The following is a 4776-nucleotide window of genomic DNA, read 5'->3' as shown; positions in this document are numbered from 1 at the left end:
GTGTTGACGGACAGGACGCTATCGCTGGCAAGCCAGCTCCCACTGGGATTTATAGTGGGATGAAGATTTCACCAACACCATAAAACCTGTGGGAGCTGGCTTGCCAGCGATGAGACCAGCACAGGCAATAAAAAAAGCCATCCGGCGACACCGGACGCCTGTTTCAAACACCCCTCGTTTCCCACCACGCCCTGATCGTGGCGGAGACGAACATCCTATAAATGATTCGAGGGGATTCATCATGCTACTGCGTGCAGCCTTCGCCGGTCTGGTACTGGCTTCGTTCACCCTGTCGGCGCAAGCCGAAACCATCCGCATCGCCATCGGCACCCAGGACACCACCATCAACTGCGCCGCCGGCGGGCTGTTGATTCGCGAGCTGGGTCTGTTGGACAAATACCTGCCCCACGACGGCCAGTACAAGGACGCCACATACGAGGTGCAGTGGAAGAACTTCACCAGCGGCGCACCGCTGACCAACGAGATGGTCGCCGGCAAGCTCGACTTCGGCGCCATGGCCGATTTCCCCGGATCCTTCAACGGCGTGGCGTTCGAAACGGCGGGCAAGCACAGCCTGTTCATCAGCGTGTTATCGGGCAGTACCAAGGGCAGCGGCAACGGCATTGTGGTACCGAGCGCCTCGGGTGTGCAGTCGCTGGCGGAGTTGAAGGGCAAGACCATTTCCGTGCCGTTCGCCTCCACCGCCCATGGCATGTTGCTTCGGGCCGTGGCGGCTCAGGGCTGGGATCCGTTGAAAGATGTGAACATCATCGCCCAGCCGCCGGAGGTCGCAGGCTCCGCGCTGCAGGCCGGCAAGATCGACGCCCACGCCGACTTCGTGCCGTTCGCCGAGCTGTTCCCGAGCCGTGGCTTCGCGCGCAAGATCTACGACGGCTCCCAGGCCGGCGCGCCGACTTTCCACGGGGCGCTGGTCGATCAAAGCTACGCGAAAAAGTACCCGGAGATTGTCGTCGCCTACCTGCGGGCCAGTATCGAAGCCAACCAGTTGCTCGCCGCCGAGCCTGAGAAGTACAGCGAACTGATCGCCAAAGTCACCGGGGTCGATGCCGAGGTCAACTACCTGTTCCACGGCCCGCTGGGCGTGCAGACCCGCGACCTGACCTGGAAACCGGAATACCGCCAGGCCGTCGGTACTGCCATCGACACCCTCAAGTTGTTGAAGAAAGCCGATCGCGGTCTCGACCTGAACACCTTCATCGACGACCAGTACATCCGCACCGCATTCAAGGCGTCGAACCTGGACTACACGGCGCAGTTGGCTAACTACGCGCAGACGCCGCTCAAGGCGGTGGATGCCTCGACGGGCAAAGCCATCAGCGATTTCAGCCACGTGGCGGAAATCTGGGTGCGCGGCGAGCCCAAGGTCCGTCAATACGCCACGGCGGAAGCGGCGTTCACGGCGCTGGCCAGCCTCAAGCAGGAAGGCAAGAACATCCGCGCGGTGTATGCCCAGGCGAGCGATAGCGGGATCAAGTTGCTGGCGGATCAGGCGTGGTTTGCCAGCGATGCGAAAGGGCGGCTCAGCGCTTTCCTGTTGAAAGGCCAGGCCCAGCAATTTGCGTCCGCCCAGGGTGGCAAGGTGTTCGACTTCAACGATGCCACCACTCAGGCCGTAGCCGTCCGCTAACCCCAGAACACCGCAACCCACCCTGTAGGAGCGAGCATGCTCGCGATGAACCCGAGAGCGACTCGGGGCATCAGGTTGCCAGCGTTATCGTTGACGACCATCGCGACGGTTCGACGCTTCGACATGCTCGCTCCTACAGGGGGCTCGGTTGAGAGGAAGAATTGTGTACGGATCATTTTTACGCTGGCTCCCCCGAGCCACCTCACTACTGTTCTGCCTGTTGTTCTGGCAACTCGCCGCCAGCCACCACTGGAACCTGGGCCTGGTGACCTTCGCCAACGTGCCCACCCCACTGGCCGTCATCGAAGCGGCGCTGGGCCTGGGCGACTCCGGCAAGTTGGCTCAGCACCTGAGCAGCAGCCTCGGCCGGGTGTTCGCCGGTTACCTCGCGGCGCTGGTCATCGGCATCGCATTGGGCCTGGCCATCGGTCGCTCGAAATGGGCCGAAGACCTGTTGCTGCCACCGCTGGAAGTGCTGCGCCCGATCCCGGCCGTGGCCTGGATTCCGCTGGCGATCCTGATGTTTCCGTCGTCGGAGTTGTCGATGGTGTTCATCACCTTCACCGGTGCTTTGTTCCCGATCCTGCTCAACACCGTGCACGGTGTCGAAGCTGTCGATCCGCGACTGATCGCTTCGGCAAAAAGCCTTGGAGCAGGGCGCCGGGCGATGCTGCTGGAAGTGATTCTGCCCGGCGCCGCGCCGAGCATCATCACCGGCCTGGCCATCGGCATGGGTACCTCGTGGTTCTGCCTGGTCACGGCGGAAATGATCTCCGGCCAGTTCGGCATCGGCTATTACACCTGGGAGTCCTACACCATCCAGAACTACCCCGACATCGTGGTCGGCATGTTGCTGATCGGCGTACTCGGAATGGGCAGCAGTCTGTTGATCAAGCGCCTCGGCGGGTTGTTCACGCCCTGGCACCGACCGCGGGGAAAAGCCTGATGAGCATGTTTCAACAGCCTGAAGGGCGTATCGATATTCGCGGTGTGTCGATCAGCCTGGGCGAGGGCCGCGCGGCCTTTGAAGCCGTGCAGGGCCTCGATTGCCAGATCGAACCGGGCCAGTTCGTGTGCATGCTCGGGCCGTCCGGTTGCGGCAAATCCACCTTGCTCGGCGCGCTAGCCGGTCATCTGCAACCGCGTATCGGCAGCCTCAAGGTCGATGGCGCAGCGGTCGCAGGGCCGTCACCGCAACGGGGCATGGTGTTCCAGCAGCACACGCTGTTTCCCTGGCGCACGGTGCGCGACAACGTCGCCTTCGGCCTGAAAATGCGCGGCATCGGCAAGGCTGAGCGGCTCAAGGCCGCCGATGAAATCCTCGCGCTGGTGGGCCTGGAGGGCTTTGCCGAACGCTGGCCGGATCAACTGTCCGGTGGCATGCAGCAGCGGGTGGAAATCGCCCGGGTGCTGGTCAATCGCCCACGGTTGTTGCTGATGGACGAGCCTTTTGGCGCCCTGGATGCCTTGACCCGGTTGAACATGCAGGAGCTGTTGCTGGATATCTGGACGCGCATCCGCACCACCGTGGTGTTTGTCACCCATGACATCGACGAAGCCTTGTTCCTTGCCGATCGCTTGCTGGTCATGAGCCCGCGTCCCGGGCGGATCATTGAAGACCTGCACCTGGATTTCCCCCGGCCCCGCACCACCGAGCTGGTGACGAGCCACGAATTTGCCCGCTTGAAGCGTCACTGCCTCGAGCTACTGCGTCACGAAGAGGGTCGGCAGCTGCCACGCCTGAACCCTCTCGGACTTCCCACAGAAAACAAACTGCCGCGGTTTGCCCTATGACCTCACTCTTCGATGTAACCGATAACGACGACATTCTTACCCTGCAACCACGCCTGACCGATGAGGATGCCGGCGTGCGCCGTATTGCCCTGATCGAACTGGCCGACCTGGAAGAGCCCGACGGCCTGCTGTGGCTGGTCAATCGGCTGGCTGAAGACCCGAATGAAGAGGTCCGCGCCGAAGCCGCGCGGTTGCTGGAAGCCTGGGAGGACACGCCGGTGGTCGAGGCGCTGTGCCAGGCCCTGACCGATCCTGCTGAAGCGGTGCGGGCCGCCGCTGCGCAAAGTCTCAGCCTGCTCAAAAGTGAAGCGGCGGGGAGGGTGATTCTGCCGTGGACCGGGCATGTCGACACCGGCGTTCGCATCGCGGCATTCCGGGCCTTGCGCGAAGTGCGTTTTGCCGAGGCGGCGCCGACGGCATTGCGGGCATTGAACGACACGGATGCCAATGTCCGCCGTGAGGCGGTCGGTGTGCTGGGCTGGCTCAAGCAACTCGATGCCTTGCCGGCCTTGGCCCGATTGGCCAGCGCTGACCCGGACACCGAAGTCCGTCGTGCCGCGACCGGGGCGCTGGGCCTGGCCTCCGATGCGCAGGTGTTGCCGGCGTTGCGCCAGGCCTTGCGGGATCAGGCCTGGCAAGTGCGCGAAGAAGCCGCCACGACCTTGGGCAAAGTCGGCCACGCTGACGCCGGCTCCGCCTTGATCGAAGCCCTGAGCGACGACTACTGGCAAGTGCGCCTGCGCGCCACCCGCAGCCTTGGCCGTCTACGCTTCACTCCGGCCCTCGATCCGCTGATCGAAACCCTCGGCCATCGCATCAGCAACCTGCGCAAGGAAGCCGCCCTGGCACTCGGTGAGTTGAACGATAAAGAAGCCATCGCGCCGTTGCTGGTCGCGCAGGATGACGGCGATCCGGAAGTGCGCAAGGCCGTGCGCATTGCCCTGAGCCAACTGCAATGAACCCGGTGGCAGTGGGTAATTCACGCAGCCAACGGCAGCTGCGCCTGAAGTGGCCAGACGGGCGCGAACAGGTGTTGGGTCATGCCGAGTTGCGTCGGCAGTGCCCGTGCTCGCAGTGTCGGGCGTTTCGATTGCGGTGGATGGCGCCGATGGTTGATGAGCGGGTTCAAGTCATCGAATTGACCTCGCAGGGTTATGGCGTGCAGTTGGTGTTTAGCGACGGGCATGAACGCGGGATTTACCCGTGGACTTACCTCTCTGGCCTGACATGAACCCTTTGTAGGAGCGGGGGGGGGGGGGGGGGGGGGAAAACACAAAAATAGGGACCCGACAACCAAAAGGGGATTTCAAGCCATCGTAAAAATGCTCATTCCT

At 62.9% G+C, this 4776-nt stretch carries 6 protein-coding genes; 5 read left to right on the top strand and 1 reads right to left on the bottom strand.

What is annotated here, in order from left to right:
• The first annotated feature begins 241 nt into the window (after window positions 1-241).
• The gene (locus tag ACSFE6_RS31025; RefSeq protein WP_435431185.1) at window positions 242-1648 is read left to right on the top strand and encodes an ABC transporter substrate-binding protein; all 1407 of its coding nucleotides are present in this window, start codon (window positions 242-244) and stop codon (window positions 1646-1648) included.
• On the opposite strand, the gene ACSFE6_RS31020 is transcribed toward ACSFE6_RS31025, so the two are convergent.
• Entirely contained in the window at window positions 1645-1773 is a 129-nt protein-coding gene (locus ACSFE6_RS31020) for a hypothetical protein (RefSeq protein ID WP_435431184.1), read from the bottom strand. The two genes, ACSFE6_RS31025 and ACSFE6_RS31020, sit on opposite strands and share 4 nt — an antisense overlap.
• Before the next feature lie 38 nt (window positions 1774-1811).
• Here ACSFE6_RS31020 and ACSFE6_RS31015 point away from each other — a divergent pair, with 38 nt between their 5' ends.
• From ACSFE6_RS31015 to ACSFE6_RS31000, 4 genes are read left to right on the top strand one after another with little or no spacing between them, the layout of a single operon-like run.
• Window positions 1812-2594, top strand: a complete 783-nt coding sequence (locus ACSFE6_RS31015) for an ABC transporter permease (RefSeq protein WP_435431183.1) — start codon at window positions 1812-1814, stop codon at window positions 2592-2594.
• Complete coding sequence (locus ACSFE6_RS31010; protein WP_435431182.1) at window positions 2594-3442, top strand: ABC transporter ATP-binding protein; 849 nt, start codon at window positions 2594-2596, stop codon at window positions 3440-3442. The genes ACSFE6_RS31015 and ACSFE6_RS31010 overlap by 1 nt, the downstream gene beginning before the upstream one ends.
• The gene (locus tag ACSFE6_RS31005) at window positions 3439-4401 is read left to right on the top strand and encodes a HEAT repeat domain-containing protein (RefSeq protein WP_435431181.1); all 963 of its coding nucleotides are present in this window, start codon (window positions 3439-3441) and stop codon (window positions 4399-4401) included. The genes ACSFE6_RS31010 and ACSFE6_RS31005 overlap by 4 nt, the downstream gene beginning before the upstream one ends.
• On the top strand, window positions 4398-4673 hold the full coding sequence (locus tag ACSFE6_RS31000; RefSeq protein ID WP_435431180.1) for a DUF971 domain-containing protein: 276 nt from the start codon (window positions 4398-4400) through the stop codon (window positions 4671-4673). Before ACSFE6_RS31005 ends, ACSFE6_RS31000 begins: the two co-directional genes overlap by 4 nt.
• The last annotated feature ends 103 nt before the right edge of the window (window positions 4674-4776 follow it).

This window comes from Pseudomonas baetica, assembly GCF_051216495.1.
GTDB lineage: Bacteria > Pseudomonadota > Gammaproteobacteria > Pseudomonadales > Pseudomonadaceae > Aquipseudomonas > Aquipseudomonas baetica_B.
Note: the sequence above shows the minus strand (reverse complement) of the source record. Positions and strands in the feature narration are given on the sequence as shown.

Bases quoted from the DNA above. Each gene is read 5' to 3' on its own strand.
- ACSFE6_RS31010 (WP_435431182.1), top strand. From the start codon at position 2,594: ATGAGCATGTTTCAACAGCCTGAAGGGCGTATCGATATTCGCGGTGTG.
- ACSFE6_RS31000 (WP_435431180.1), top strand. From the start codon at position 4,398: ATGAACCCGGTGGCAGTGGGTAATTCACGCAGCCAACGGCAGCTGCGC.
- ACSFE6_RS31020 (WP_435431184.1), bottom strand. From the start codon at position 1,773: ATGTCGAAGCGTCGAACCGTCGCGATGGTCGTCAACGATAACGCTGGC.
- ACSFE6_RS31005 (WP_435431181.1), top strand. From the start codon at position 3,439: ATGACCTCACTCTTCGATGTAACCGATAACGACGACATTCTTACCCTG.
- ACSFE6_RS31025 (WP_435431185.1), top strand. From the start codon at position 242: ATGCTACTGCGTGCAGCCTTCGCCGGTCTGGTACTGGCTTCGTTCACC.